The sequence below is a fragment of the Methylocella tundrae genome, assembly GCF_038024855.1.
Classification (GTDB): domain Bacteria; phylum Pseudomonadota; class Alphaproteobacteria; order Rhizobiales; family Beijerinckiaceae; genus Methylocapsa; species Methylocapsa tundrae.
The window spans coordinates 3,696,216-3,720,045 of sequence record NZ_CP139089.1 but is presented as its reverse complement, the minus strand read 5'-3'; the positions used below and the strand labels follow the sequence as shown (position 1 = coordinate 3,720,045).

Annotated in this window: 18 protein-coding genes; 9 read left to right on the top strand and 9 right to left on the bottom strand. The window is 62.9% G+C overall.

Going from position 1 to position 23,830, the window contains the following annotated elements:
• Window position 1 precedes the first annotated feature (1 nt).
• Window positions 2–400 carry a response regulator gene (locus SIN04_RS19365; RefSeq protein ID WP_134491912.1) on the bottom strand — a complete coding sequence of 133 codons (399 nt, stop codon included), beginning with the start codon at window positions 398–400 and terminating at the stop codon, window positions 2–4.
• Window positions 401–534: 134 nt separating this feature from the next.
• On the opposite strand from SIN04_RS19365, the gene SIN04_RS19360 reads away from it, so the two are divergent.
• The 6 genes from SIN04_RS19360 to arsB all read left to right on the top strand — a co-directional run bounded on the left by SIN04_RS19360 (window position 535) and on the right by arsB (window position 10,618).
• Window positions 535–1,440, top strand: a complete 906-nt coding sequence (locus SIN04_RS19360; protein WP_341264157.1) for an alpha/beta hydrolase — start codon at window positions 535–537, stop codon at window positions 1,438–1,440.
• A gap of 657 nt (window positions 1,441–2,097) precedes the next feature.
• Window positions 2,098–3,729, top strand: coding sequence for an NAD(P)-binding protein (locus SIN04_RS19355; RefSeq protein ID WP_341264156.1), 1,632 nt, complete (start codon window positions 2,098–2,100; stop codon window positions 3,727–3,729).
• Between the two features lie 53 nt (window positions 3,730–3,782).
• Complete coding sequence (gene nifJ, locus SIN04_RS19350; protein ID WP_341264155.1) at window positions 3,783–7,370, top strand: pyruvate:ferredoxin (flavodoxin) oxidoreductase; 3,588 nt, start codon at window positions 3,783–3,785, stop codon at window positions 7,368–7,370.
• A 14-nt stretch (window positions 7,371–7,384) separates the two neighbouring features.
• Complete coding sequence (locus tag SIN04_RS19345; RefSeq protein WP_134491908.1) at window positions 7,385–8,380, top strand: dihydroorotate dehydrogenase-like protein; 996 nt, start codon at window positions 7,385–7,387, stop codon at window positions 8,378–8,380.
• A 90-nt stretch (window positions 8,381–8,470) separates the two neighbouring features.
• Window positions 8,471–9,451 carry a hypothetical protein gene (locus SIN04_RS19340; protein ID WP_197732007.1) on the top strand — a complete coding sequence of 327 codons (981 nt, stop codon included), beginning with the start codon at window positions 8,471–8,473 and terminating at the stop codon, window positions 9,449–9,451.
• Window positions 9,452–9,535: 84 nt separating this feature from the next.
• The gene (arsB, locus tag SIN04_RS19335) at window positions 9,536–10,618 is read left to right on the top strand and encodes an ACR3 family arsenite efflux transporter (protein WP_134491906.1); all 1,083 of its coding nucleotides are present in this window, start codon (window positions 9,536–9,538) and stop codon (window positions 10,616–10,618) included.
• A gap of 155 nt (window positions 10,619–10,773) precedes the next feature.
• Here the strand turns inward: arsB and SIN04_RS19330 are convergent, their stop codons facing one another.
• The 7 genes from SIN04_RS19330 to SIN04_RS19300 form a co-directional block, all read right to left on the bottom strand.
• Window positions 10,774–11,763, bottom strand: a complete 990-nt coding sequence (locus SIN04_RS19330) for an FAD:protein FMN transferase (protein WP_341264154.1) — start codon at window positions 11,761–11,763, stop codon at window positions 10,774–10,776.
• Window positions 11,763–12,266 carry a nitrous oxide reductase accessory protein NosL gene (locus SIN04_RS19325; protein WP_341264153.1) on the bottom strand — a complete coding sequence of 168 codons (504 nt, stop codon included), beginning with the start codon at window positions 12,264–12,266 and terminating at the stop codon, window positions 11,763–11,765. The genes SIN04_RS19330 and SIN04_RS19325 overlap by 1 nt, the downstream gene beginning before the upstream one ends.
• Complete coding sequence (locus tag SIN04_RS19320) at window positions 12,263–13,090, bottom strand: ABC transporter permease (RefSeq protein ID WP_134491902.1); 828 nt, start codon at window positions 13,088–13,090, stop codon at window positions 12,263–12,265. Before SIN04_RS19320 ends, SIN04_RS19325 begins: the two co-directional genes overlap by 4 nt.
• Window positions 13,087–13,992 carry an ABC transporter ATP-binding protein gene (locus tag SIN04_RS19315; protein WP_134491900.1) on the bottom strand — a complete coding sequence of 302 codons (906 nt, stop codon included), beginning with the start codon at window positions 13,990–13,992 and terminating at the stop codon, window positions 13,087–13,089. Before SIN04_RS19315 ends, SIN04_RS19320 begins: the two co-directional genes overlap by 4 nt.
• Window positions 13,992–15,254 carry a nitrous oxide reductase family maturation protein NosD gene (locus SIN04_RS19310; RefSeq protein WP_134491898.1) on the bottom strand — a complete coding sequence of 421 codons (1,263 nt, stop codon included), beginning with the start codon at window positions 15,252–15,254 and terminating at the stop codon, window positions 13,992–13,994. Before SIN04_RS19310 ends, SIN04_RS19315 begins: the two co-directional genes overlap by 1 nt.
• 2 nt (window positions 15,255–15,256) lie before the next feature.
• Window positions 15,257–17,221, bottom strand: coding sequence for a TAT-dependent nitrous-oxide reductase (gene nosZ / locus SIN04_RS19305; protein WP_134491896.1), 1,965 nt, complete (start codon window positions 17,219–17,221; stop codon window positions 15,257–15,259).
• 67 nt (window positions 17,222–17,288) lie between these two features.
• On the bottom strand, window positions 17,289–19,463 hold the full coding sequence (locus SIN04_RS19300) for a NosR/NirI family protein (protein WP_134491894.1): 2,175 nt from the start codon (window positions 19,461–19,463) through the stop codon (window positions 17,289–17,291).
• 199 nt (window positions 19,464–19,662) lie between these two features.
• Between SIN04_RS19300 and SIN04_RS19295 the strand changes: the two genes are divergently transcribed.
• The 3 genes from SIN04_RS19295 (at window position 19,663) to SIN04_RS19285 (ending at window position 23,121) form a co-directional block, all read left to right on the top strand.
• Window positions 19,663–20,535, top strand: a complete 873-nt coding sequence (locus SIN04_RS19295) for a ferritin family protein (protein ID WP_341264152.1) — start codon at window positions 19,663–19,665, stop codon at window positions 20,533–20,535.
• Between the two features lie 536 nt (window positions 20,536–21,071).
• Window positions 21,072–21,872: a helix-turn-helix domain-containing protein gene (locus SIN04_RS19290; RefSeq protein ID WP_134491890.1), complete on the top strand. Its 801-nt coding sequence runs from the start codon at window positions 21,072–21,074 to the stop codon at window positions 21,870–21,872.
• Between the two features lie 58 nt (window positions 21,873–21,930).
• Window positions 21,931–23,121: an NnrS family protein gene (locus SIN04_RS19285; RefSeq protein ID WP_134491888.1), complete on the top strand. Its 1,191-nt coding sequence runs from the start codon at window positions 21,931–21,933 to the stop codon at window positions 23,119–23,121.
• Window positions 23,122–23,344: 223 nt separating this feature from the next.
• Here the strand turns inward: SIN04_RS19285 and SIN04_RS19280 are convergent, their stop codons facing one another.
• Window positions 23,345–23,674, bottom strand: coding sequence for an antibiotic biosynthesis monooxygenase family protein (locus SIN04_RS19280; protein ID WP_134491886.1), 330 nt, complete (start codon window positions 23,672–23,674; stop codon window positions 23,345–23,347).
• Between the last annotated feature and the right edge of the window lie 156 nt (window positions 23,675–23,830).

Below are 23,830 nucleotides of genomic sequence, written 5' to 3'. Positions count from 1 at the left end.
ATCAGCGATCTCGCTCGGCCGAGGCCCGCGCCACCACCCTTTCGATCTGCGCCAGCAAGGAAGAGACGGCATAGGGCTTTGGCACGAAAGCGTCCTCGCGCGGCATCAATCGGGGCTCGATCGTATAGCGGCCGGAGGTCAGAACCACGCCTATTCCGGGCCAGCATTCATGAATGCGCCAGGCAAGGTCGAGGCCATCGAGTGAGCCCGGCATGTCGACGTCGGTAAAGACGACGCTGATATCGGACCGCCGCGTCAGCACGGCCAAGGCCTCATCGGCATTGCAGGCCTCAATCACGACAAAGCCGGCGCTCTCCAGAACATCGACGCCGAGCATGCGCACGAGCGGTTCATCTTCAACGACGAGAGCGAAGCACTGTTGATTGCCGGGCTTTTCCATGCCTCACTAACAGGCCTAATCTGGATCAGTTCCGGTTCGATCATTTTAAGGTAAAAAAATGATTTAACTGCGCACTTTCCCATTGCTACCGCCGCGCGCGCAGATGGCGCCGCAACCAGACGCGTGGATGTTTCATGCCCCTTGCCGAGCCCCTTGCCGAGCCCTCCTTTGAGAGCTGCTTTATCTCCGCGTCCGATGGACTAAGGCTTCACTTTCGCGACTATGGTTCGCCGCTCGACCCCGGCCTGCCAGTCGTGTGCCTGCCGGGACTGACGCGCAGCGCGGCCGATTTCGGCCCGCTTGCGAGCGCTCTCGCCGGCGGCCTTGCCGGAAACAGGCGGCGGCGCGTTCTGGCGCTCGATTATCGCGGCCGCGGCCTCTCCGGCTATGATCGGGACTGGAAAAACTACAGCCTGCCCGTCGAGAACGACGACATACTGTCTGTGCTGACCGCAGCCGGCGTCGAACGCGCGGTTCTCGTCGGAACATCGCGCGGCGGCCTCCATGTCATGCTGCTGTCCGCGACGCGGCCGTCCATCATAGCCGGCGCCGTCCTCAATGACATCGGCCCGGTTCTGGAGCCGCAGGGACTCGCGCGCATTCGCAGCTATGTCGGCAAGCTGCCGCCGCCAAAGTCGGAGGCCGACGCCGTCGATCTGCTGAAGCGATTGATGAGCGAACACTTCAAGGGCCTCCGCGAGGCCGACTGGGCGCTCTACGCCAAACTGACCTTCGCCGATGAAACGGGACGTTTCGGCGGGCGCTATGATCAAAAGCTGATGAAGACGATCGAAAGCATCGATCTGGAACAGCCTGCGCCCGCGCTCTGGGCGCAGTTCGATGGCCTGCGCGCGGTTCCGCTGCTGGCGATCCGCGGCGGCAATTCCGACCTTCTCTCGCCCGCGACGCTGGCGGAAATGGCGCGCCGCCACCCGAATTGCGAGACCTATATCGTCGAGGGCCAGGGTCATCCGCCCCTCCTCATCGACGCTCCTTCCATTCAAAGGATCGCGGCTTTCGTCGCTCAAACGGAAGGATGAAGCGGCAATGATGCCAGCGGAGAGAGTTGCGATGCGCCATGTGCGCGAGATCATTTGCCTGAAGTTTTCCGCCCGGGCGAGGTCGCGACGCGATGCGCCCCCGCTGCCTGCACCGCCCCAATGCCGCCACCCCATTGATCTGAGTCAAGGCGTCAGCATAGGGGTTATGGCATATAAACATTGATTTCATGCAGCGCATGCGCGCGGTTTGAAATCGACTGGAAAGGCCTTGGAATTCCCCGCTCCGGCGTGGGCGTAAGTAGAAGCGGTCTGCGACGTTTAGTTGAAGCATTTTCAAACACCCATCGGCCAGTTTCTCTATCTTCTATTTTGAGCAATACGGATTTCGCTTTGCGCCGGAAGACATGAAGCCAGAGTTGGCAATCGGCGTTAGGCTGTCAGCGATCGGCGCCGCCTCGCCAGCGGCGCCAAATATGTTTTGCCCGCAGGGATCATGATGGTTGCGGCGGCGCGGCTCTTTTCGGGTGGGGAGCGGCGCTGAAGATCGGCCGCCTATAGTGGGGCGCCCGGTCCGCAGTCCTCTTCGTCCCGGAGATGCAGTCCTCTTCGTCCCGGAGATGAAGGCGGCTGCGCTCGATCGCGGAGTTCGCCTCCGCCGCCCAACTATTCGGCCGCCCAATTATCTGGAGAGGTCCCGTGACAGCCTTTGCCCGCGACATGACGCCGACCGTCGACTTGACGCGAGAGAGAGGGACGGGCCCGGTGCGTCGCCAGCGCCCGATCTATGTCGACATGCTGCCCCCGTGCAACGCGGCCTGCCCCGCTGGCGAGAATATCCAGGCCTGGCTGGCGTTGGCGCAGGCAGGCAAGTTCCAGGCGGCCTGGGAAGCGCTGATCCGCGACAACCCTTTGCCGGCGGTGCACGGGCGGGTCTGCTACCATCCTTGCGAGACGAACTGCAATCGCAAGGATCTCGACTCCGCGGTGAACATTCATTCGGTAGAGCGTTTCCTCGGCGATCTTGCCGCGGAACAAGGCTGGGCGATGCCGAGCGACAAGGCCGCCACCGGCAAGCGCGTACTGGTGATCGGCGCCGGCCCGAGCGGCCTGTCTGCAGCCTATCACCTTACGCGGCTCGGCCATGAGGTAGAGATCCACGAGGCGGGACCGTTGCCGGGCGGCATGCTGCACTTCGGCATCCCTGCCTATCGTCTGCCGCGCGAGGATCTGATGAAGGAGATCGGACGGATCGAGCAGATGGGCGTCAAGATCGTCCTCAATCATCGTGTAGATGATGTGTTGGCCGAGCAGCAGGCGGGCCGGTTCGACGCCATCTTCATCGCCATCGGCGCCCAGCTTTCAAAACATGTAGACATTCCAGCGCGCGACGCCGTCAAGGTGCTGGACGCCGTCTCCATGCTGCGCGATATGGAGTCCGGCGCCGCGCCGCGCCTCGGCCGGCGCGTGGTGGTCTACGGCGGCGGAAATACCGCCATGGACGCCGCCCGCACGGCGCGACGGCTCGGCGCCGAGGAAGCGTTGATCGTCTACCGCCGCGACAGAGCGCACATGCCGGCGCGCGAGTTCGAGGCAGACGAAGCCTTGGCGGAAGGCGTGAAGATCAAATGGCTGACTTCAATCAAGGCCATTGATGGGGCCGCTCTCACCGTTGAAGTGATGCGCATCGACGAGGCGGGCCGCGCCCAGCCGACTGGACAGTTCGAGACGTTGCACGCCGACTCCGTGGTGCTGGCGCTCGGCCAGGACGCCGACAGCGGCTTTCTCAGGAAGATCCCCGAGATTGTCTTTGGAGCGGATGGAACCGTTGTCGTCGCGCCAAACATGATGACCGGCCGGCCGGGCGTCTTCGCGGGCGGCGACATGGCGCCGGGCGAGCGTTCCGTCACGGTGGCGACGGGCCATGGCAAGAAGGCCGCCCGCCACATCGACGCCTGGCTGAGAGGAGCCGACTGCGCACATCCCGCCAAGCATCCCATCATCGAGTTTGGCGCATTGAATCTACCAATCTATGCCGACGCCATTCCTTCGACGCAGCAGGAATTGCCGGCGTCAGCGCGGGGCGCGGGTTTCGACGAGGTCGTCAGCGGCCTCAGCGAGGCTGAATCGCTGCACGAGGCCAAGCGGTGCCTCTCCTGCGGCAATTGCTTTGAATGCGACAATTGCTTTGCCGCCTGCCCGGAAGACGCCATCGCCAAGCTGGGTCCCGGACAACGCTATGCGATCGACTATGCTCTATGCACCGGCTGCGCGGTTTGCGTTGAACAATGTCCGTGCCACGCTATGGAAATGGTCCCCGAACGCGGCTGAGGAAATCAATCTAAATTGCTGGAGCCAGAAGCCTGATGGGCGCGAGAACGACAATGGACGGCAATACCGCGGTGGCGCATATCGCCTATCGCATCAATGAAGTATGCGCCATTTACCCGATCACCCCCTCATCGACCATGGCGGAACTCGCTGACCAGTGGGCGGCGGAAGGGCGCAAGAACATCTGGGGCGCCGTTCCTGTGGTGCAGGAGATGCAGAGCGAGGGAGGAGCCGCTGGCGCTGTCCACGGCGCGCTTCAGTCGGGCGCCATGACGACGACCTTCACGGCCTCGCAAGGCCTGCTTCTGATGTTGCCCAATATGCTGAAGATCGCCGGCGAGCTGACATCCACCGTGTTTCATGTCGCCGCGCGCTCTCTTGCGACCTCAGCTCTGTCGATCTTCGGAGACCACTCCGACGTGATGACCGTTCGCACCACAGGATTCGCGCTGATCTCTTCCGCCAATGTGCAGGAGGCTCATGACACGGCGCTCATAGCCGAGGCCGCGACCCTTGAAGCGCGGGTCCCTTTCCTGCATTTCTTCGACGGCTTTCGCACCTCGCATGAACTCAATACGCTTGAGCTTGTCGGCGACGATGACATCCGCGCCATGATCTCCAACGATCTCGTGCGCGCCCATCGGGCCCGCGCGCTCAACCCCGAGAACCCATTCATTCGCGGCACATCGCAAAACCCCGACACCTATTTCCAGGCGCGCGAGGCGGTCAGCCCGTTCTACGCCAGGACGCCGAAGATCGTCGAAGACGCTATGGCGCGCTTTGCGGCCGTTACCGGACGGCGCTACGGCCTCTTTGAGTATGAAGGCGCGCCCGACGCCGAACGTGTCCTTATCCTGATGGGCTCCGGCGCCGAGACGGCCCGGGAGACGGTCAAGGCGCTGGTCGCGCGCGGCGAGAAAGTCGGCGCGCTCCAGGTGCGGCTCTATCGCCCCTTTTCAGCGGAGCATTTCCTTGCCGCGCTGCCGCCGTCGGTCGGCGCGATCGCGGTTCTGGAACAGACCAAAGAGCCCGGCGCCACAGGCGAACCGCTCTACCTCGACGTCATCGCCACGCTCGCGCAGGGCGTTGGAGACGGCCAGCGATCGTCGATGCCGCGCGTCATCGGTGGCCGCTATGGCATCTCGTCAAAAGACTTTACACCGGCGATGGTGAAGTCCGCGCTTGATCAACTCGCCAAGCGTGATGCGCAAAACAAGTTCGCAGGACGCAACAGCTTCACCCTCGGCATTGATGACGACCTCTCCCACAGCAATCTCGCGGTGGACCCAGGCTTTTCGATCGAGCCGGACAACACCACCCGCGCGGTCTTTTACGGCCTTGGCGCCGATGGCACTGTGGGCGCGAATAAAAACAGCGTGAAGATCATCGCCGAGGATGCGGGGCGCTACGCGCAGGGCTATTTCGTCTATGATTCCCACAAATCCGGCGCACAGACGGTTTCGCATCTGCGGTTCGGCCCAAACCCGATCAAGGCGCCCTATCTCATCGTCTCCGCAAGCTTCGTCGCCTGCCATCAGTTCAGCTTTCTCGAACGGCAGGACGTGCTGCGCGTTGCGGCGCCGGGCGGCGTCTTTCTCCTCAACAGCCCCTATGGGCAAAACAACAGCTGGGATGCGCTGCCCCGCTCGGTGCAGCAGCAGATCATCGACAAACGATTGCGCTTCTTTGTCATCGACGCCTCAAAGGTCGCCCGCGACGTCGGCCTTGGCGCTCGCACCAACACTATTCTGCAGACATGTTTCTTCGCTATATCCGGCGTCTTGCCGCGCGAGACGGCGATCAAGCATATCAAGGAATCCATCCGGCACAGCTACGGAAGCAAGGGCGAAGCGGTCGTAGCCAAGAATTTTGCCGCGGTCGATGAGACATTGGAGCGCCTTTTCGAGGTCACAACGCCGCTTTTCGCAACCAATCCGAAAGACCGGCCCCCCATCGTTGCGGCCTCCGCCCCCGAGTTCGTGCGGCGCTTCACCGCCCGGATGCTGGTTGGGCGCGGAGACGATATTCCAGTGAGCCTGATGCCGCCGGACGGCGCCTTTCCTTCCGGGACGAGCGCCTATGAGAAGCGCAATATCGCCGAGGCCGTACCAGTCTGGGAGACTGATCTTTGCATCCAATGCGGACAATGCAGCTTCGTCTGCCCGCACAGCGTCATTCGCGCCAAATATTACAATGAGGCGGCGCTCGCGGGGGCGCCATCCAGCTTCAAGTCGGCGCCGATCAATGCGCGCGGCTACCCTGAAGCGCGCTTCACCCTGCAATTCTATGTGGAGGACTGCACCGGCTGCGGTCTTTGCATTGAAGCCTGCCCGGCAATCAGCCCGCGCGAACCGGGCGTCAAGGCAATCAACCTCGCGACCAAGGAGCCATTGGTCGCAACGGAACGCGCCAACATCGCGTTCTTTGAGACATTGCCGGTCAATGATCGCGCCCGCGTCGATTTCGCCAATGTTAGAGGCGTGCAATTTCTCGAACCTTTGTTCGAGTTTTCCGGCGCCTGTGGCGGATGCGGCGAGACGCCTTATCTCAAGCTGCTCTCGCAATTATTCGGCGACAGGGCGCAGATCGCCAACGCCACCGGCTGCTCATCGATCTATGGCGGCAATCTCCCGGTGACGCCCTGGACCAAGAACCACGAGGGGCGCGGGCCAGCCTGGTCGAATTCGCTGTTCGAGGACAATGCGGAGTTTGGGCTCGGCTTTCGGCTGGCCGCCGACAAGCATCTCGAAATCGCCCGGACCCTGCTGACAGAGCTCGCCCAGACGGTGGGTGAAGATCTCGCCGCGGATATACTAAGCGCGCCGCAAATCCATGAATATGAAATCCGCGCCCAGCGCATCCGCGTCGCCGAACTCAAGACGCGATTGCTAAAACTCGAGGGCGAGGCCGCGCAAGATCTTTTGTCGGTGGTCGACCATCTCGTGCGGCGCAGCATCTGGATTGTCGGCGGCGATGGCTGGGCCTACGACATAGGCTATGGCGGCCTCGATCACGTGCTGGCGAGCGGGCGCAACGTCAATGTGCTGGTGCTTGACACAGAGGTCTATTCCAATACCGGCGGCCAGGCCTCGAAAGCGACGCCGCTCGGCGCGGTCGCGAAATTCGCCGCGGCGGGCAAGCGTGTGGCGCGCAAAGATCTCGCGCTGCAGGCGATCGCCTACGGCAATGTCTATGTGGCGCAAGTCGCCATGGGCGCCAATCCACAACAGACGCTGGATGCGTTCCGGGAAGCCGAGGCTTACGATGGGCCCTCGCTCATCCTCGCTTACAGCCAGTGTATCGCGCATGGCATAGACATGCGCTTTGGCATGAAGCAGCAGGACCTTGCAGTGGCCAGCGGCTATTGGCCCTTGCTCCGCTTCAACCCCGCCATGCGGACGGCCGGCAAAAACCCATTCCAGCTTGATTCTCCGCGCCCGACGATCGCGTTCAAGGATTATGCCTATAATGAGATCCGCTACTCGTCTCTCGCCCGGACGCTTCCGGATGAAGCGGCGGCGCTGCTTCTCGACGCCCAGGCCGCGGTGATCGACAAATATCAGCAATATGAGGATATTGCCGCGCGAGACGGCAGCCGGTTCGTGCCCGGCGTCGGCGTCGTCGTGAAACCGGCGTCTTAACGGAGGAGAGGCCGATGGATTTGACGACGCGCTATATGGGACTTCATCTCAAAAATCCATTGGTGGCGTCCGCTTCGCCGTTGACCCGCGAACTTGACGGCCTCCGGCTGCTTGAGGACGCAGGCGCGGCCGCCCTCGTGCTGCCTTCGCTGTTTCAGGAAGAGATCGAGGCCGAGGTCGCCCGTTACGATCGTCTGACCAGCGCCAACGAGGATAGTTGGCCAGAGGCGACCAGCCAGTTTCCAGCGTTGGTTGAGGCCAAACACGGCCCGCATCACTATCTGTGCCTCATTCGCCGCGCGAGCGAGGCGGTCGATGTTCCGGTCATCGCCAGCCTGAATGGCGTCACGAATGAGGGCTGGATCTCCTACGCCAAGCTGATCGAGGAGGCCGGCGCGAAGGGGCTCGAACTCAATATCTATTTCATTCCCGCCGATCTCACGCAAACGGGGCGTGAGGTCGAGCAACGCTATATCGACATCCTTGCCGCGGTGCGGGCGACGGTGTCGATCCCGATAGCCGTCAAACTCAGTCCTTATTTTAGTTCAATCGGCAATATGGCGTTGGCGTTGCAGGACGCGGGCGCCGACGCCCTGGTGCTGTTCAACCGCTTCTATCAGCCAGATCTCGATCTGACGCGATTGCAAGTGATGACCGACCTCAGGCTCAGTGAGCCGAGCGAGATCCGCCTCCCTCTCCTTTGGCTCGCCGTCCTCGCGGGCCGTGTGAAGCTCTCTCTTGCCGCCAGCACGGGCGTCGCCAGCTCCAACGAGGTCATAAAATATCTTCTGGCCGGGGCCGATGTTGTGATGGCGACTTCGGCGCTGCTGCGGCACGGCCCCGGCCATATGGCGACATTGCTCGCCGGGCTGGAAAAATGGCTCGCGTCACGGGAGTTCAATTCACTGGACCATGTCAGAGGCCTCATGAGCCAGCGCAAGCTGAAGGACCCGCAGGCCCTGGAGCGCGCCAATTATATCGAAATTCTGGAAGGATACAGCCAGCATTGATTTACGCGCTGATGCAAGGACTGCGTTTGCGGAGCGGCCGCGATCGGCTGCGCAGTTGGAACATCTGTCTGACTTCAAGGAGTAGGTCAAATGCGTCGGCGGCAATTTTTCTCGAAGACGTTAGCCGCCGCAGCGGGACTGAGCGCCGGCGGCTTCCTGCCAGCGGCGGCTCAGTCAACAGCGTCGGCTGCGCCGGCCGTGCCGGAAGGGCCGGTGACGCTCTATTTCGAGTTTCGCGTTGCCGATCCGGAACATGAAGCAGCCATGGCGGCTTTGACGGATTGCGCCTCGGCATGGCGCCAAGCGCCGGGCTTTTTGAGCCTGATGCTCAAGCAGATGAGCGGCGACTCAACCATGGTGAAGAACTATCCTGAAGCTTACAAGGGAGTTCTCGCGGAAGCCTATCTCGACGGCGTCAGAGATCACTCTCAGCCGTATTTCTATTCGCTCTTCGTGCGCTTCGCTGCTTACGCGCAACTTCAAGCATCGCAGATCAACGAGGAATTCGACCGCACGGTTCTACCCTTTCTCCATGCCGTAAAGCAGACGCCGACCGGCTTCGCCAAATCCCCCCAGCCCATGAGCGTCTATCGCGGTGTGTTTCAAACCATCGCCGCCGGCAACCGTGCAGGCATTTACACAACAGCCGCGGAAATGGCGGACTTCTTGCGTCATCCGGTCGAAGCCCCCGAGAGCAACACTTTGACGGTCGAGAACCACGTCATGGTCGCGGATGCCGGACACATTGAATGGGAAAAACTGGTTCTCCCGCTCCTCAAGGTAGCGCAGGAGACCCACCAGCCGAGTGATGATCCCAATGGCGTCGGTCAGCCGGGCAGCAAGTCCAATCGCCTCTACCGTAAGGCGCTGTCGACCGAGATCCTTCGCAATGCCTTGCCGGATGGCGACCTACGCGCCTATCTCATGCACGGTGTGTGGGAATCCGTCTGGGACCATGAAAACTCCCATCTCGATCCGCGCTTTCAGGCCGCCGCTGGTCCCGTGGGAGCCGGCGTCGAAATCGGCCCCGTCGAGCCATTCTATCTGACCCGCCTGCTGGTCAAAGCCTAAGCGAGCGATATCCGTCGCCATGCTATAATATAAAATTGATATCCGACGATATTCGATCAAAGAGATACAAGAAAGGATCCCGCGATGGCGGCTCAGATCCCATCAAAAAGACTGTCATTCCTCGATCGTTACCTGACGGTCTGGATTTTCGCCGCCATGGCCGGCGGGATCGCCCTCGGATCGCTTTTCGCGGGCTTGCCGAGCTTTCTCAATAGCCTCTCATTCGGCAGCACCAACGTACCTATCGCCATCGGCCTGATCCTGATGATGTATCCGCCGCTTGCGAGAGTCCGCTACGAGGAGCTGCCCGAGGTTTTCAAGGACTGGCGGGTTCTGACCCTCTCACTTGTACAGAACTGGCTAATTGGGCCCGTCCTGATGTTCGCGCTCGCGGTGCTGTTCCTGCGAGACTATCCCGAATACATGACGGGGCTCATTCTGATCGGGCTTGCCCGCTGCATCGCCATGGTGATCGTTTGGAACCAGCTCGCCGGCGGCGACAATCAGTATGTGGCGGGGCTGGTCGCTCTCAACTCGATCTTCCAGATCATCTTTTTCAGCGTTTACGCGTGGTTCTTCCTGACCGTGCTTCCACCCCTCGTCGGTCTTGGGGGCAGCGTCATCGACGTCGGCTTCTGGACGATAGCCGAAGCGGTGCTGATTTATCTCGGCGTCCCCTTCGCCGCCGGCTTCCTGACCCGGCTCATCCTGACCAGGCGCAAGGGAGTCATTTGGTACGAAAAGCAGTTCCTGCCGAAGATCAGTCCCATCACGCTCGTCGCGCTGCTTTTTACCGTCCTCGCCATGTTCAGCCTCAAGGGCGGCATGGTACTGCAACTGCCCTTCGACGTGCTTCGCGTCGCAATCCCGCTCGCGCTGTACTTTGTCATCATGTTCGTGATCAGCTTCTGCATGGGCAAGCTGATCGAGGCGGACTATCCCCGCACCACGGCGATCGCCTTCACGGCGGCAAGCAACAATTTCGAGCTCGCCATCGCGGTCGCCATCGCGACGTTCGGACTCGCCTCGCCCGTCGCCTTCGCCACCGTCATCGGCCCGCTGGTGGAAGTGCCGGTTCTGATCTCGCTGGTCTCGGTCGCCCTTTGGCTGAAGCGGCGCTGGTTTGACACAAAGCAATTTGGAATAACCCCGCGTGGGTTAGAATGAAACTATGAGCATGCACAAGATCCTCATCCTGCGTGACGCTTGGCGTCATTCCTTCGTTCTCTGACTTGTCGCAAGCGCGCGAAGCGTGATCGAGTTTGCTACCGCGCCGTGACAGGACACGTACGTTCCACCGTCCATTCTTGGCGAAGATACAATTATGCCCGCTGCACCAACCGCGAGCCGTCGGGGCGCACGAAATGAGCGACGAGGCCGAGCGCGCGCACCACAGGCGCCGTTGCTTCCGGCGGCATCACCGTAAAGGCAGTGGAGAGCGCATCCGCCTCGGTCGCCGTGTCGGCCTCGATCGAGACCGACAGCCAGCGCCAGCTGGTTCGGCCGCTCCAGGGTTCGAAGATGTGGTTGAAGTTGCCTGCCGCGTCGAACACGGCGCCGTAGCCGCCTGAGGTTGCGACCGCGCGATCGGCAAGCGGGATGCGTTCGACGATCTTTCCGGGCGCGCGCGGGTCTTCCAGTCCAACCGACCAGGAACCGCCGTCGGGATGAGCGCCGAGCGCCCGGGTCTCGCCCATGTCCACCAGCGCGTGCTCCACTCCGCCGCCGCGCAGCAGCTCCACCACCCGGTCGGTCACGTAGCCCTGACCAATGCCGTTCAGCGTTATGCCCATCCCCGGCCGCGCGAGCCGCAGCCGCGCCGGATCGACCTCCAAAGCCCCCTCGTCAACACGGGCGATGGTCGCGGCGATGGCGTCGGACGCAGGGCCGCCGGGCGCGGCGTCGGGCCGAGAGAAATGTTTGGCGTAGAGATCCCACAGCGGCTGCACCGTCACATCAAAGGCGCCGCCGCTGATCGCGCCGTAGCGTTGGCTCTCAGAGAGCACACGCACAAGATCGAAGGGAGGATCTACGAGCACACCGTCACGATTGAGGCGGCACAGTGCGCTGTCCGCCCGATACAGGCTCAAAATACGCTCCAGGCGTTCCACCTCCGCGAGGCTCGCCGCGATCAGACGGTCCGCGGTCGCGGGATCGGGGTGATGAATCTGCAAGGTGGCGTCGGCGCCAAGGGCGGACCCGGTCCAAACACGCAGAAGCGGAGCGGCCTGCGCCGAGCGCGCACAGGGCAGCAATGGAAGGCCGCCGGCGGCGGCGGTAATGGCGATAAATCTACGGCGGGTGGTTCCCATCACGGGCGTCCTTGAGTTGCGGGAAGTATGTAGTCGCTCGGCACGTCGGCGAAGCGCACGACCCGGCCCCCATTAGCCTGGGCGAAGCGGTGTGCTGCGGCTTCATCGCCGAAGGGGATCGTCTCGTCGGCGCCCATGCCGCCGAGGCGGCGGCTGCCGATCACATAGGACGCCTGATGCGCCTCCACCCACATGCCAGGCTCCGGCTGGTCCCAGTCCTTTGCCCGCGCCATGTCGTTGACATAAATTGCCGAAATCGACTTCGGCATTTCAGGAAGCATGGCGAAGGCGAAGGCGTCGCGGACGGTTGAGAACCAGTACGGATCGGCCACGCCACGGACGAAAATCTGGGCTTTGGGTCCGGCGTGCTCGCGCAGCGCCATACCACAAAATTGGGCGACTGAGGCGTCCGTCACCTCGCGCGGGAGCGGCAAGTCGGCGGCCTTGTCCTCCTTGCAGGCGGTCAGGGACAACAGAGCAAGCACGATAAATATATGCCTCACACCTGCCTCCGCGAGAAAAGGGCGATCGCGACGGCCAGCGGCACGACCGTCCAGGCGACGAGCGCGCCGAGCAGGGCAGCAGGACCGAGCCCTGTGCTGGCGCCGAGGCCGGCGACGCCAGCGAAGCCGCTGACATCGGTAGTGCTTGTCAGATTGAGCAGCCGGTAAGCGTCGGCCGGGTTGAGCAGCAAAAGCACGTTCAACACCTTGGACGTCACAGCGCGGCCCTGATCAGCCACCAGCACGCCGAGAAGCGCCATATCGTAGAGCAACACAAAGATAAGCCAGACGCCAATGGCGATGCCGCCGGCCGTGCCATGATCGCGCACGAGCGTACTCACCAGATAGCCAATCGCGATGAACACGCCGCCAAGCAGCACCGAAGACGCGACCATGACCACGAACGCGCCCCATGCGCCGGGATCGGCGTTGCCGGCCCATTGTAGCGCTAGCCCAGCGATTCCATAGCCGGTCACGGTGGCGAAGCTCAGGATGCCAAGGTGGCCAGCGAACTTCCCCAGCATGACCTGCCAGCGCGCCACCGGATAAGCGAGCAGCAGCGCCATCGTGCCACGATCCACCTCGCCGACGATCGCGTCGTACGATAACAGCAGGGCGATCAGCGGCACTAGAAAGATAGTGAGGCTGGACAGGCTGACGATCGTGACGGCAAGCGCGCCGACCCTTACCGTGCCGGTTGGCGCCGCGCCGAGGAAGGCAAGCGTAAGCGCCAACGCGGCCAGCAGCACGGTGGTGGCGAGCACCCATCGGTTGCGCATGCCGTCGCGCCACTCCTTGCCCGCGATGATGAGCACCTGTCTCATGCGGCTCCGCTCTGGAACGCGGCATATAGGTCGTCGAGCGACGGCCTGATAATCTCGATCTCACGCGCTGTCTCAGGCAGCCCGCGCAGCACGGATGCGACCTCGTTTTCCTCGCAGGACAGTTCGAGCACGCCGTCGGATACAGGAGACCAGCCAGCCCAGGCATCCGCCGCTCGGTTCGCCGCTGCGGGCGGCGTGCACGGCAGGCGCAGCCGGATGCGTGGCCGGATGGCGGCGAGGCGGCGCAGATCGCCGATGCCGCCATCAGCGACCTTGCGGCCCTGATTCATCACCACAACCCGGTCGACCTGCCCCTCCAGTTCGGCGAGCGCATGGGAGGACAAAAGCACCATGGCGCCATCGCGCCTGAGATCGCGGAGGATATCATAGAAGCTCTGGCGTAGCGCCGGGTCGAGTCCCGTGGTTGGTTCATCCAACAGCAGCGCGCGCGGCCTGCCGAGAAGGGCCTGGGCCAGACCGAGGCGCTGGCGCATGCCTTTGGAATAGGCGCCGACGCGGCGATGCGCCACAGCCTCGATGCCCACGCGTTCGAGCAGCGCCGCATTGCCGGCGACCGGCTGGCGCTTCAGCCGCGCATAGAACGCAAGCGTTTCGGCGCCGGTCATCGATGGTTGCAGGGCGACGTTCTCGGGCAGATAGCCAAGCTCGCGCCGGGCGCGCCCGCCCGAGCCAGCCGAGGGGTCCTCGCCCAGGACTTGCACGCTGCCAGCGCTCGGGCGCACCAGCCCGAGCATGATCTTGATCAAGGTGCTCTTGCCGGCGCCGTTATGGCCGACGAGGCCGACGCATTCACCGGCTCGCAAGGTCAGGTCAACATTGCGCACCGCCTCACGCTGGCCGTAGCGGTGGCTGACGCCGCGAATGACGACAGCGGCATCCATCACTGAGCCAGCCGCGCCAAAGCCGACGGACGCGGCGGCGCCATCAGCGGCGCAGTGTCAACGACACCGCCAGGATGGATCGCCGGAAATTGCGACTGCGCCCAGCGCACGACTTGTACGGCGGGGCTGTTCAGCAGCAGCTTGGCGGCCGGCGCGCGCCACAAAATCTGATCCATAAGATCGTTTGGCCTGTAGGCGGTGTCGGCGATCCCGTCGCCGTTGAGATCGAAGGCGGGGTTGTCACTGTAGTAGTTGCCGCGCCCCTGCACAGACCAGTCAAGGCGACGCGTGCCGACATACATCACCTGGATGCGGTTGTGGACGAAGGAGTTGCCGGTAATCTCGTTGCGTTCGGAGCCGGCGGTGAAATGGATGCCGACCTCGCAGCCCTCGAACCAGTTGCCCGCGAAGCGGTTCTTGTTCGCATTGTAAATGAACACGCACTTCTTGCCGCCACGCACGACATTATCCTCGATGCGCGAGTCATTGGCATAGTTGAACAGCAGGCCGTGATCACGATCATCTTCGGAGACATTGTCGTGAACGCGCAGCCGATCAGAGTACATCAGTACGTACCCGACGCCGTTGCCGGCCGAGAAGTTGTCGTCAACCTCGCTATCGTTGGTATACATGAAGTGCACCGCGAACCGCAGGTCGTGGAAGCTATTGCCTCGCACAAGATTGTGGCTGCTGGTCACCGAGAACACGCCATCGCGGCCCGAGCGGATGTCATTGTCCACGATCTGCGAGCCGGGGGTGCGCCACAGCGAGATCGCCGGGCCGCGCTCGCTAATGCGCAGCGTGCGCAGGCCCTGGATGCGGTTGCGCCGCACCATTGCATCGCGCGGGCCGTCCAGATAAATCGCGATCAGATTGTCCTCGAAGACGTTGTCCTCGATCACGGCGCGGTCAGCGCCGGCATCGAGAAACACCGCCGAGTCCTTGCCGATCAAACTGAGACCGGAGCCGCGAATAATCAGCCCGCGCAGGACGTTGCCGGGCGCCCTGACCGTGATCGTGCTGCCCGTCCGGCCGCCCTCAATGACAGCGCCAGCCGCTCCTTGCAGGGTCAGATTCGGAATGGCGATCACGACGCTTCCGCGATGGACGCCCGGCGCGAGCAGCAATGTGTCGCCGGGGGCGGCGCGGGCGATCGCCTCGCCCAGCCCGTCCCCTGCCGCCACGTCGAGCATAGCCGCGCGCGCTGGCTCGCAGACCATGGTCGCCAGCAGAAACATAAGCAGCGCGCGGGCCGAGCGCATGGTCAGGCCGTCTTCCGATGCACGATCATCCGCCCTGACATTTCCATGTGCAAGGCGTGGCAGAACCACTGGCAATACCACCAGTGCACGCCGGGCCGGTCAGCAATGAAGGTGACCGAAGCCGTCTGCATCGGCGAGATCTCCATCATCACCCCATAGCGCACGATGGTAAAGCCGTGCGTCACATCCTCGACGTCGTCCATATTGGTGACGACGACGGTGACCTCGTCGCCCTCATTCACCTCAAACTGGTCGAGGCTGTAAGTTGGAGCGTTGGAGTGCATATACACCCTTACCTTATTGCCGTCGCGAATGACGTTGGCCGCTTCTTCCAGGTTGACGCCGTCCTTCTCGGCCTGCTTGCGCGCATCCTCCCACATCGGATCGTCGCGTTTCCAGATCGCGATGGGGTTCACCTTGGACCGATGTACGATGAGCACATCATGCGGTTCGGCGAAGGCTGGACCGTCATGCACCAGGATCATCTTGCCAGTAGAGATGTCGATCAGCTGATCATTCTCTGGATGCAGGGGCCCGACAGGCAAGAATCGGTCCTTGGAGAATTTATTGAGCGATACGAGCCATTTGCCATCGGCTTCCTTGGTCTCGCCCATCGACGTGTGGTTGTGACCAGGCTGGTAGTGAACATCGATCTTCTGCAGGATCGGGTCTACCTTCTCCCCCGCAAAGGCGCGCTTGGCCTTATCGATGTTCCACATCACCATCTGGCTATCGATGAAGGTAGTGGTGAAGGCGTTGCCGCGGCCATCGAACGCGGTATGCAGAGGGCCGAGGCCGACTTCTGGTTCGGCGACGATCACGTCGCGGGGCTTGATCTTGTCGTCGAACAGATCGTCCAGCTTGCGTACGTCCATGACGCTGACCGTGGGTGATAGCTTCCCGTTGATAACGACATGAATGCCATCCGGTGCGGTATTGACGCCATGCGGAGAGTTTGGGATAGGGATGTAACGGGTGTATTTCGATCCGTGCCGGCCATCGACCACAGGCACGCCGCTCATCTCCTTGTAGTCGCCGCTCTTCACCGCCTCCTCGATCCGCTTGATATTGAAGATCGTCACCCAGGCCTGCTCGTGATCCGTCATTTCCGCTAGCGTGGTGCCCTTGTTCGGATTGTAACAGGTCGAGAATGCGTACTTGCCCTGGTAGTCGCAGTCGGTGTTGTCGAGGTTGCCGTCGACCAGCACCTGCCACGCCACCTTCATCGTGTCGCCGTCGACCGCCGTATAGACCGACCAGTAGTTGTTCTTCGGGTCGTCCAGCACATGACCATCGTTAGGAATAGGGATCACGTGCTCGCTGTTGGCGAATACATAGCCGGTTCGCGGATATTTCTGCGGGCGCAAGCCATGAATGTCTGAGGCGTTTGGAATCTCGATGATCTTGTCGGTCTTCATCACGTCGCAGCGGATGCGTGCGATCCGGCAGTTGGCTTTATCATTCACGAAAATGAAGCGCCCATCATAGGTGCCGTCGGTGAACGACATGTGCGGATGGTGCAGATCGCCGTTCTGCCACACGCCGCCCCGGCTTTCCAGGAATTTGCGGGTCTCGGGCAGCAACCCTTCGGTGAGGATCTTCTTGCTCTCATTGGTGAGGCCCCAGCCCGTGGCGCTGTCGCGGTTGAAGACCGGGATGCGCATCAACTCGCGACCGGATGGGAGGACTTGAATGCGCACCTCGCCGGTCTGGCCGCTGCTGTTGAAAGCGTAATATTCATCGAGGTCGCCGGGCTTGACCTCGGTGCTGGCCACCGTCGAGCGGCTCTGTGCGAGCGCCTCGCGCATCGCGGCGACCGATGCGCCGCCGCCAGCCAGACCAGCCAGTCCGGCCACGGTCGCTGTGGCGCCGAGGACGCCACGGCGGCTGAGTCCGTCTGTCGCCTCACCCTTGCCATTTGGCTCGGCGTTCTTACCGCGTAAACCGTCGTCGGTTTCGTCAATCATGGTGTCTCTCCTGATGCGCGGCTCCGCACTGCGGGGCTGGGTTGCTGGGGATGCGGCCAAGACGCGGTCATGGGGCCGCGCTCTCGTCTGGTGCTCGCGCCGAAATCTTCGGTCGCGGGGGAAGATCGATCGGCGAGGCGGGCGCGTACCGCTCGCGCTTCAGTCGGCGCTGGATCATCACCGGGCATTTCTGATCATGGTGGTAGAGCATCTGACAATGCAGGCATTGGATGCACTCGTTCGGGTTGATATGCCCTTCAGGATGAATCGCCTGCACCGGACATTCGTTGCCGCAGCGCTGACAGGGATTGCCGCATTCGCGGTAGCGGCGCAGCCAGTCGAAGAGCCGCAGCCGCGCCGGGATCGCCATCGCGGCCCCGAGCGGACAGACATAGCGGCAGAACGCGCGTTCCACGAACAGGCTCGCCGCGATGATAGCGCCCGCATACAGCACGAACGGCCAGCCACGCGCAAAACGCAAAATGATCGCGGTTTTGAACGGCTCGACCTCGGCGGCCTGCTCGGCCGTGCCAAGGGCGCTGAGCGAGATGCCAAATAGCACGAGAAAAACGATGTATTTGAGCGCGGTCAGGCGCTGGTGAACACCGAAGGAAATTTTGAGTTGCGGTATTTTCAACAGTCTGGCGGCGCGGTTGGCCAGTTCCTGCAAGGCGCCAAATGGACACAGCCAGCCGCAATAGGCGCCGCGATTCCAGAACAACAGCGAAGCGGCGGTTGCAAACCACAGGATGAAAATCAGCGGCGCCATCAGAAAGTAGTCCCAGCGGAAATCCGTGCGCAGGGCGCTGAGGAAGGCGAGCACATTAACCACGGACAACTGGGCCTGCGCGTACCAGCCGATCCAGACCAGGGTGAACACCATGAAACCTAGGCGTAGCCGATCGTAGAAGATCGGCCGGCGCACCAGCCAGTCCTGGAAGAAGAAGATCAGCGTGAGCAGCCCGAGGGCGCCCAGCAGAATCCCGATCTGAACCATCTTGGCGCGCCACATGATATGCCACATCGGCGGTTCGGATGGTTCGGGGGCGATCGACGGCGCCGCCGCCGCGGCGGCAACCGCCGCTGACGCCTGCGCGGGTTTCAGATAGGCCTGCGGCAGTTCGTAATTCACGTCGAAGGTGAGGAACGATTTGTCGCGAGCGCCGAAGGCGCGCTGCACAAGGAGTTGCAGCCGCCACGGCTGCGTCACGTCCAGCGTGCTGCCCTCGGGCACGCCAAACAGGTCAATGTCGCGGAACTCCGGCGCCCCCGCCGCTTTGATTTCTCCGAGCCGCTGATGTGTGCGGTCGTGGAAATGGATGCTGGAATCGCCCTGCACCACCTCGATCCGGTCGAAGATGCCGCCGCGGACATATCCAGTTCCCTTGAAGGAATAAGCGCCGTTGCTGGCGATAAGGATCGCCTGCTGGCCGGGCTTGAGGCTTCGTTGCAGGTCCGCGTAGCGGACATCCCCCAGCAGGCGCCGCCCGATCGCGGGCACCGATACGGGGGCAAAATACATGTCGATGAAACTGTCATTCGGATCAGGGGACTCGGGATTATCCTCCGCGTGCTGCTTCCCAGCGCGGCCGAACGCGGCATTCACATCGCCGACCGTGAGCGACAGCCGCCGCACCGATCCGTCGCCGAGGAGCCCGGTCCAGTCCGCCGGCGCCTCGTGAGACGGATCGATCTCACGCAACGCCGCCGCCGGGGCCTGCGCGGGTCCTCCCACGCCCTCCGCGCGCGCCACCTTGATGCCGGAGCGGATCATGCTCTCGGCGATCACGGTCACCGTCACGGTCGCGCCGCTTACGATATCCACGGGCGGACGCTCGGATGGGCCCCCCGTGGCGAGGCGCAGCACGTCACGTCCAACATAGCCTTGAATGAAGGCGGCGATGCGCTCTGGCGGAATGCCGATCAGCACGATTGGCTCGTGATGAGCCATCAACCGGGCGCCGGCGATCTTGCCGTCTACCGTCAGCCCCACCAGGATCTGGATCGGCTGGCCTGAATAGCCGGTAGAGTTCACCCAGTCCGCATTGACGAATGCGTAGCCGACCAGCCGCTCGCCCGCCAGCACCTTCGCGACCGGCGGATTTCCCTGCGGCAAGGCATAGTGATCCGCGCCGGGCACTAGTTCGCCTGCTGGCACCTTGCTCATGAACTCTGTCAGGCGGCTGTCGGCGGCGCGGCATGGTCCGATCGCAGCCGCTATCGAAAGCAACAACAGCACCATGCACGAACGGATTGCTGGTATTAGCAAAGCATATTCCCCGTGCGAGAAAACATAAACTTGACGCTGGCGACCCGGTTAACGGCCACTCTACCATTATAATGTTCCGTGCTCCGTATTATGACACAAACAGAGCGCGTATTTTGAACTAGCTTAGGATGCGCCGATAATGGCATGGCGGATCGGTTTCGGGGGATGGAAGATGAGCAGAACGGGACAGCTGCCCGCGCCGGTAAAGTCGGTCGATGAACTCCTGGCGGTGGCTGAGGCTTTGGAGCAGGAGGCCGCGACGCGCTACCGCGCCCTTTCGGCGCGCATGGGGCGGCAGGGCGACACCGAGATGGCTGCGCGGTTCGATTTTCTCGCCGGGATCGAGGAGCGCCATGCAACCCATGTCGCAGATCGGGGCAGAACGATGCTGGGTCACGCGCCCGACCCCGCTTGCGCGCGCTGGGAAGTGCCGACCGGTTACGACGAGGAAGAAGCGAGCGGCGCCTCGCTCAGCGCCTATCAAGCGCTTGCCTTCGCCGTGCGCAACGAGGAGCGCGCCTTCGCCTTCTACACCTACGTCGCCGCCGAGGCTGAACATCCCGACCTCCGCGCGCTGGCCGAGGAACTGGCGCGCGACGAGTTGGAGCATGCCGCCCTGCTGCGTCACTGCCGGCGCCGCGCCTTCCATGCCGACCGCCCGGTCTTCATCGAACATGTGGCGAGCGTGGACGCCCTGCGTATTCTCGCAAGGCGTTGGGATAGTGAGGCTTCGGCAGCCCACGCGGCGCTCGCCAAGGCCCTCGACGAGGCCGGCGAGAGTGCGGATGCGGCAATTTTCCGGCGCCTTGCCGAACAGGAGAGCGGCGACAATGCCGGCGCCGCGACCGTACCGAAGCTGCGCAGCGCCGCGGACGGGCTGCGATTGCTCGAGGAAAGCTTCGACCGGTACGCCATGATCGTTGAGCGGGCGGACGACGAGCGGGTCGTGGCGGAGGCGCAGCGTCTCGCCGGTGAGATAGTTGGCCGCCTCGCCCTGGCCGGGGGCGCGCGGAGCAATACGCTGCTCGGCGCCAGATCCGACTGACGCCATTTGGAGACCTCCGGCGTCGGCCGGCCGCCAGCCGACCGGCGACGCCCTGGGGCTGGACGTTGTTCTCATCGCGGACGCGCGCGACCGGAGGTCATAGGCGACTTTTCGGACGCCCGAGCGCCACCTGCGCGGCGTCGCGCACGCACAGCTTCTCCTTGGCGCGCCGAAGTCGGTGGCTGGCGTCTCAGAGGCTCGCAGATATGCGCCGCGTTCGTCGTGCTCGGCCAGCGCCACCGCTGTCGTCCGCGGCGTCAGCGGGCGGCCGCCCCAGCGCCTCAATGCGAAGAGGACCCTCTCATGTTTGCGCACATACGCTTGCTGTTTGGTGGCGACCAAGCAACTCATGGTTTTCTCTGTGATGTCCGGTCCTGCGCAAGACAGGGATGGCGGCCGCTGGACGATCCTGCAGATCCCGATGCATGATGACATTGATTTGGATCAATGCACTAAATGATTTAATCGCGATATTAACGTGAGATACATCACATTAGAGCGCATTCTGGCCCCGGCAGGGGAAGGAAGACAGTCGAATGGAAATGGATCTGCCATCCGATCGACCGCACGGCGCAGCCCCGGCTGTCGCGCCCGTAAATGCTCCAGATCCGGCGTCTTGGTCTTCCGCGCGTGAGGCGCTCCAGGAGATTGCCTGGCTGCATGAGGTTCAACCTGAAACGCTGGATGCACTGGCGGCGGAGGCTCTGCTGCATCGCGTGCCAGCCGGAAGCGTGCTGCTCGAGCAAGCGGAGACGCCGGTCTTTGCGCAGTTCCTCCTCGCCGGCAGCATCGAGCTTTTAGGCATACGCAATCAGGTCGAGACCCTTATCGAACTGCTGCTGCCGGTAGATCTCGTCATTCCCGCCGCCGTCATCGGCGATCAGCCCTATCTGATGCGGGCGCGCGTCTATGAGGAAGCCCACCTTCTTCTGATCCGGGCGGAAGCGTTCCGGGAGGCCATCGCGTCGGATCACGCCTTCTGCCGCGCGATTCTGGGCCGGCAAGCCGCGCAGTTCCGGCGCCAGGTGCGCATGCAGAAAAACCTGAAGCTGCGCTCCGCGGAAGAGCGGGTCGGCTGCTATCTCGTCGCGCTATTCGGACAATCTCATACAGACATCGTCCGGCTGCCGCTCGAGAAGCGCCTCATCGCCTCGCAGCTCGGCATGACGCGCGAGACGTTCTCGCGCGCCCTGGCCGGGATGGCGAAGTTCGGAATGCTCATCCGCGGCGACGTCCTGCACATCGAAGACGCGGCCGCGGCCCGCGCCCGCTTCCCGCTCGATCCGCTCATCGACGGTCCTGAGCCGATCAAGCCTTTTCAAGACAGGAAGGCCTGACGATGAGCCGGCAGAACTGCTTCTGGCAGCTGTTCAAAATCGCACCTCTAGACGCGCCATGAACGTCGCCGCAAAAGACCCGGTGAATCGCGCGACGCCGGCCCTTCTGACGCAGGGCTTCCGGCCATTCTTTCTGGCGGCCGGCCTCTGGTCGGCGGGAGCGCTCGCGCTCTGGATCGTCATGCTTGTCACGGGATCCGCGCCGCCGAGCCGCTTCGATCCGCTCAACTGGCACATTCATGAAATGCTCTTCGGCTTCGTGATGGCGGCCATCGCAGGCTTCCTGCTCACCGCCATCCCGAACTGGACCCGGCGGCTTCCCGTCAGCGGCGCGCCGCTGGCGCTGCTGGCCGCGCTGTGGCTGCTCGGCCGCATCGCCTGTCTGGTTTCATCGCTCGTTCCGGCGTGGCTCGCCATCGCCGCGGATCTGTCCTTCCCGGCGCTTCTGGTTGGGGTCGCCGCTCGCGAGATCGTCGCCGGCCATAACTGGCGCAATCTGCCGATGGTCGCGCCGGTGACCGTTCTCGGCGTCGCCAATCTCTTGATGCACCTTGAGGCTGCCGGCGTCGCCGTCCCAACAGGGCTCGGATGGCGTCTCGGACTTGCCGCCGTGATCGTGCTGGTTTCAGTGGTGGCGGGCCGGATCGTGCCGAGCTTTACCCGCAACTGGCTGGCCAAGCGCCCGGGCGCCAATCTCCCCGCCGTCTCCAAGAGCATCGACCGGGCCTCCCTCGGCGTCCTGCATGCGGGCCTGTTCGGCTGGGCGTTCTTTCCGACTTTCGGCGCGATCGGCCTTGTGCTTCTGCTCGGCGCGGCGCTCAACTTCTGGCGTCTGCTGCGCTGGCGCGGCGGCGCGACGGCTGCGGAGCCGCTGCTCATCATTCTCCATATCGGCTATGCGTGGCTGGTTCTCGGCGCCGCCTTGCTGGGTCTTTCCATGCTCGATGCCGATCTGCCGCAAAGCGCCGCCATTCACGCCCTCACGGCGGGGGCGATCGGCACAATGATTCTGGCGGTGATGACGCGCGCCACGCGCGGCCACACCGGACGCGATCTGGCGGCGGATAGCGCCACACGCCTGATATATATCCTTGTCAGCCTCGCCGCGATCACACGCGTCGCCGCCGCCCTCCACGCGGGCTGGACCATGCCGCTTCTCATCATCTCGGCATGCTTCTGGATCGCCGCCTTCGGAGGGTTCGTTCTGAGCTACGGGCCGATGCTGATCGGCGCGCGCGACGCGCGGTAACGACGGAGCGCTTGCTAACAGGGCATCAACCTGTCGAAGCGCTGACCAGATCAGAGTTCGGTGTGTCCGCACCGAAACCGACCGAATTGGATCGTCTGTAGTTAAGCTTTTGTTTTAACGAATGATGCGGGTCCGAAAAGTCTCCAACTTTTCGGCATCATGCGCCAACACGAACACGAAAGCGGCGTTCGGCGCGCCAACGGGCGCCGGCGCCGCCCTTTGATCAGCCGCGCAATTTCGGGTTTTCGACCGTCTGGATCACCTCGAACCCCTCGAATTCGGGATGGCCCAGTGTGAGCGGCTTGCGTTCGCCAGCGTTCTGATGCGCCGCGCGAAACTGTTCGGATTTTGTCCAGGCGAGAAAATCCTCCTGGCTCGCCCAGATCGTGTGCGACGAATAGAGCACATGGTCTTCGCGCTCCGGACCGCGCAGCAGATGAAATTCGATGAAGCCTTTCACCTCGTCGAGACGCGAATCACGCGTCAGCCATACATTTTCGAAGGCCTTTTGCTCGTCTTTAAGAACTTTGAAGCGATTCATCGCGATGTACATATGCTTTCTCCGCGTGGGGTTCTCGGGCGTCTCCCCTCGCATATCGCATTTTTCCAAGGCGCGCACGGCGCTGCCCCCAGCCGGATCACATCGCCGCGGAGATGGCGCCGGTCAAGATGGTGCTGCAATTCGCTTGCACCCTGCCAGCCGCATTGT

What these genes read in the sequence shown, in the direction of transcription:
- SIN04_RS19365 (WP_134491912.1), bottom strand. Translation starts at nt 400, where the DNA reads ATGGAAAAGCCCGGCAATCAACAGTGCTTCGCTCTCGTCGTTGAAGAT.
- SIN04_RS19360 (WP_341264157.1), top strand. Translation starts at nt 535, where the DNA reads ATGCCCCTTGCCGAGCCCCTTGCCGAGCCCTCCTTTGAGAGCTGCTTT.
- nifJ (WP_341264155.1), top strand. Translation starts at nt 3,783, where the DNA reads ATGGACGGCAATACCGCGGTGGCGCATATCGCCTATCGCATCAATGAA.
- SIN04_RS19345 (WP_134491908.1), top strand. Translation starts at nt 7,385, where the DNA reads ATGGATTTGACGACGCGCTATATGGGACTTCATCTCAAAAATCCATTG.
- SIN04_RS19340 (WP_197732007.1), top strand. Translation starts at nt 8,471, where the DNA reads ATGCGTCGGCGGCAATTTTTCTCGAAGACGTTAGCCGCCGCAGCGGGA.
- arsB (WP_134491906.1), top strand. Translation starts at nt 9,536, where the DNA reads ATGGCGGCTCAGATCCCATCAAAAAGACTGTCATTCCTCGATCGTTAC.
- SIN04_RS19330 (WP_341264154.1), bottom strand. Translation starts at nt 11,763, where the DNA reads ATGGGAACCACCCGCCGTAGATTTATCGCCATTACCGCCGCCGCCGGC.
- SIN04_RS19320 (WP_134491902.1), bottom strand. Translation starts at nt 13,090, where the DNA reads ATGAGACAGGTGCTCATCATCGCGGGCAAGGAGTGGCGCGACGGCATG.
- SIN04_RS19315 (WP_134491900.1), bottom strand. Translation starts at nt 13,992, where the DNA reads ATGGATGCCGCTGTCGTCATTCGCGGCGTCAGCCACCGCTACGGCCAG.
- SIN04_RS19310 (WP_134491898.1), bottom strand. Translation starts at nt 15,254, where the DNA reads ATGCGCTCGGCCCGCGCGCTGCTTATGTTTCTGCTGGCGACCATGGTC.
- nosZ (WP_134491896.1), bottom strand. Translation starts at nt 17,221, where the DNA reads ATGATTGACGAAACCGACGACGGTTTACGCGGTAAGAACGCCGAGCCA.
- SIN04_RS19300 (WP_134491894.1), bottom strand. Translation starts at nt 19,463, where the DNA reads ATGGTGCTGTTGTTGCTTTCGATAGCGGCTGCGATCGGACCATGCCGC.
- SIN04_RS19295 (WP_341264152.1), top strand. Translation starts at nt 19,663, where the DNA reads ATGAGCAGAACGGGACAGCTGCCCGCGCCGGTAAAGTCGGTCGATGAA.
- SIN04_RS19290 (WP_134491890.1), top strand. Translation starts at nt 21,072, where the DNA reads ATGGAAATGGATCTGCCATCCGATCGACCGCACGGCGCAGCCCCGGCT.
- SIN04_RS19285 (WP_134491888.1), top strand. Translation starts at nt 21,931, where the DNA reads ATGAACGTCGCCGCAAAAGACCCGGTGAATCGCGCGACGCCGGCCCTT.
- SIN04_RS19280 (WP_134491886.1), bottom strand. Translation starts at nt 23,674, where the DNA reads ATGTACATCGCGATGAATCGCTTCAAAGTTCTTAAAGACGAGCAAAAG.